This is a genomic window from Nostocoides japonicum T1-X7 (assembly GCF_001046855.1).
GTDB classification, from domain to species: domain Bacteria; phylum Actinomycetota; class Actinomycetes; order Actinomycetales; family Dermatophilaceae; genus Nostocoides; species Nostocoides japonicum.
In genome coordinates this window covers 4413026-4416517 of sequence record NZ_HF570958.1, presented here as the reverse complement: position 1 = coordinate 4416517, position 3492 = coordinate 4413026, and the positions used below count along the sequence as shown (strand labels likewise).

Here is a 3492-nt window from a genome sequence, read left to right as displayed (position 1 = left end):
TTGCGGGGGGCGACGGGGAGCCGGGGACCCCCGCCGGTGTGCACGGCGACCGTCACCGTGCCGTCGGGGGTGTCGACGGTGGCCCGGGCGGGCACGGCGGCCCGGGACCGCGACGCGTCGGCCGCGTCGACGCACCACACCCGGTGCGCCTCGGCGTCGGCGGACACGGCGCGGTCGATCCGCGGGTCGCCGGTCGCGGTGTGGACGAGCCAGGCGCCCGCCAGGTCCTCCGGTCCGGCGTAGTCGCGGGCCTCCCACTCGATCCGGTCCTCGACGACGAGGTCGACGAGGTCCTCGCAGAGCCACGGCGCGACGACCCGGACGTGGGCGCTCTCGGCGACGAAGGCCGCCACCCGGCGTGCCGACACGGGGCCGCCACCGACGGCGACGACGCGACGACCGGTGAGGTCGAGGGCGAGGGGGAGGCTCATGGGGTGCTCGGTGTCGTGAGGTCGGTGGGGTGGCTCAGGTGTGCAGGCCGCACTCGGTCTTCGCGAACCCGGCCCACCGGCCGGCCCGCGGGTCCTCGCCGGGGGCGACGGGACGGGTGCACGGCTCGCAGCCGATGGACGGGTACCCCGCCCCCACGAGGAGGTTGACGGGGACGTCGTGCTCCGTCGCATACCCCATGAGGTCCTCGAAGGACCAGGCGGCGAGCGGGTTCACCTTGACCATGCCGTTCCGCTCGTCCCAGGCGACGAGCGGCGTGTTGGTCCGGGTCATGGCCTCGTCGCGCCGGACGCCGGTGGCCCAGGCCTCGTAGCCGCCGAGCGCGCGGGCCAGCGGCTCGACCTTGCGCATCCGGCAGCAGGCCGCCGGGTCGCGCTCGAACAGGCGAGGCCCGTATGCCGCGTCCTGCTCGGCGACGGTGAGCTCCGGCGTGACGTCGACGACGGTGACCGGCAGCCGCTCCGCGACGATGTCGCGCGTGACGAGCGTGTCGGTGAAATGGTAGCCGGTGTCGAGGAAGAGGACGTCGACACCCGGGGAGTATCGCGAGATCAGGTGTGGCAGAACGGCATCGGCCATGCTGCAGGCCACCGCGAGGGTGCCCGGGAAGGTCTCGGCCGCCCACGCGGCGACGGTCGCGGCGTCGGCGTCACCGAGCGCCGCGGCGCCCTCCTCGGCGATGGCCCGCAGCTCGTCGCGCGAGCGGCGGCGGACCCGGTGCGGACGGAGGGCGACGGAGGTCACTGCAGCGCTCCTTCCTCGGCCCGGTGGGCCCACGCGGCGAAGCTCTCGCCCTCGACCCGGTCCGCCTGGTAGCGGCGGATGACGCGCTCGACGTAGTCGGGCAGCTGCTCGGCGGTGACCTTCAGGCCGCGGACGGTCCGGCCGAGCCCGGCCTCCTCACGGTCGGTGGACGCGAGGCCGCCGCCGAGGTGCACCTGGAAGCCGGGCTGCTGGACGCCGTCGTCGGTCGTCACGATCTGGCCCTTGAGGCCGATGTCGGCCGTCTGGATGCGGGCGCAGGAGTTCGGGCAGCCGTTGACGTGGAGCGAGATGGGCTGGTCGAGGTCCTCGCCGGCGAACCGCCGCTCGAGCTCGGCGACAGCGCGCGCCGCCGTGTCCTTCGTGTCGACGATCGCGAGCTTGCAGAACTCGATGCCGGTGCAGGCGACCGTCGAGCGGCGGAACGGGCTCGGCGTCGTCGTGAGACCGAGCTCGTCGAGGCCGGCGACGAGCTCCTCGACTCGGGACTCGGGGACGTCGAGGATGACGAGCTTCTGGTGGGCGGTGAGGTGCACCCGGGTCGCGCCGACGCGCTCGATGAGCTCCGCGAGGTCGGTGAACAGCGGGCCACCGACCCGGCCGACGACCGGCGTCGCCCCGACGTAGAATCGGCCGTCCTTCTGGGCGTGGACCCCCACGTGGTCCCCGGCGCCGCGGGCCGGCTCGGGCGCGGGACCGTCCGGCAGGGCATACCCGAGGTACTCCGTCTCGAGCACCTGGCGGAACTTCTCCGCCCCCCACTCGGCGAGGAGGAACTTCAGGCGTGCCTTGTTGCGGAGCCGGCGGTAGCCGTAGTCCCGGAAGATCCGGACGACGCCGTGCCAGACGTCGGCGGCCCGCTCCTCGCTGACGAAGGCGCCGAGCCGCTCGGCGAGCATCGGGGTCGTCGACAGGGCGCCGCCGACCCACAGGTCGTAGCCCGGCCCGAGGGTGGGGTGGCGGACGCCGACGAGCGAGATGTCGTTGATCTCGTGGACGACGTCGAGGCTCGGGTGGCCGGTGACCGCGGTCTTGAACTTCCGGGGCAGGTTCGCGAGCTCGGGGTCGCCGAGGTAGAGCCGCTTGATCTCCCGGATGACCGGTGTCGGGTCGATGATCTCGTCCGCGGCGACGCCGGCGACCGGGCTGCCGAGGAAGCCTCGCGGGGTGTCGCCGCAGGCGGTCGTCGTCTCGAGTCCGACGGACTCCAGGCGGCGCCAGATCTCGGGCATGTCCTCGATGGAGATCCAGTGGTACTGGATGTTCTGCCGGTCGGTGATGTCGGCGGTGTCGCGGGCGAACTCGGTGGAGATCCCGCCGAGGACGCGCAGGGCGGCGGGGGACAGCGACTGCCCGTCGGTCCGGACCCGGAGCATGAAGTAGCGGTCCTCGAGCTCGCTCGTCTCGAGCTGGGCGGTGCGGCCCCCGTCGATGCCGGGACGGCGCTGGGTGTAGAGCCCCCACCAGCGGAACCGGCCGTGCAGGTCGTCGTCGGGGATCGAGTCGAAGCCCTCGTGCGCGTAGATCGACTCGATGCGCTGCCGGACGTTGAGCCCGTTGTCGGCAGCCTTGAGCTCCTCGTTGGCGTTGAGCGGAGCGCGCCCGTCGATGGCCCACTGGCCGTTGGACCGTCCCGCCCGGGGCGGACGCACAGGGGCCCTGCGGGCCTCGGTCACGGTCATGACAGGCCTCCCGGAAGACAACGATGCATGATGAAAACCATAAGCCCGCATTATCTATGGACGCGAGTGGGTCCATCATCCGGACCTATCGGGCGGGCCTCTGGATCCGGCCACCGGCGGACTCGGTCGGCTGTCGGCAGCGGCTCCGACAATGTCTGGGTGAGCGCACCCGTCCCGCCCGGCTGGCCCGCGGCCGTCCCGCCCCCGGAGGCCGACGGGTGGCAGGTTCCTGCCGTGTCGTGGCTGCTCGACCACTGTCCCGCGGACTATCGCGGGTATGCCGGGTGGCGCCGTCATCCCATCGCCCTCGCCTGGGTGGCGCGTCGCCACATCGACGCCCAGCTCGCCGCGATGCGGCAGGCCTACCGCGACGTCCGCGTCGAGCTCGGCGAGCACGTCGGGCCGGAGGGCCTCGCCCAGGTCATGGCCGACCTCGAGGCGGAGGGTGTCCGCCTCCTCGCCGCGAAGCGGAGCGCCGACCTGCTCCTCGAGGCCTTCTCCGGCAAGCGGTTCGTCCCGCGGCTCTGAGGCTGAAGGATCCTTGTCGGGCACGCTGGGGTGGTGCACAGGCCCCGATCGGGTGGCAGATGGCCAGGGG

General features: G+C 73.1%; 4 protein-coding genes. 1 reads left to right on the top strand and 3 read right to left on the bottom strand.

The annotated features are described in order from the left end of the window. From BN12_RS20080 to BN12_RS20070, 3 genes are all read right to left on the bottom strand, one after another. On the bottom strand, positions 1-431 hold a 431-nt coding region (locus BN12_RS20080; protein ID WP_048555259.1), incomplete at its 3' end, for a precorrin-2 dehydrogenase/sirohydrochlorin ferrochelatase family protein. Positions 432-465: 34 nt separating this feature from the next. Continuing rightward, positions 466-1194: a phosphoadenylyl-sulfate reductase gene (locus tag BN12_RS20075; RefSeq protein ID WP_048555257.1), complete on the bottom strand. Its 729-nt coding sequence runs from the start codon at positions 1192-1194 to the stop codon at positions 466-468. Further along, a complete protein-coding gene (locus BN12_RS20070) occupies positions 1191-2894 on the bottom strand; it encodes a nitrite/sulfite reductase (RefSeq protein WP_048555255.1) in 1704 nt (567 codons plus the stop codon). The genes BN12_RS20075 and BN12_RS20070 overlap by 4 nt, the downstream gene beginning before the upstream one ends. Positions 2895-3053: 159 nt before the next feature. On the opposite strand from BN12_RS20070, the gene BN12_RS20065 reads away from it, so the two are divergent. Further along, positions 3054-3422, top strand: a complete 369-nt coding sequence (locus tag BN12_RS20065) for a hypothetical protein (RefSeq protein WP_048555254.1) — start codon at positions 3054-3056, stop codon at positions 3420-3422. Positions 3423-3492 lie beyond the last annotated feature (70 nt).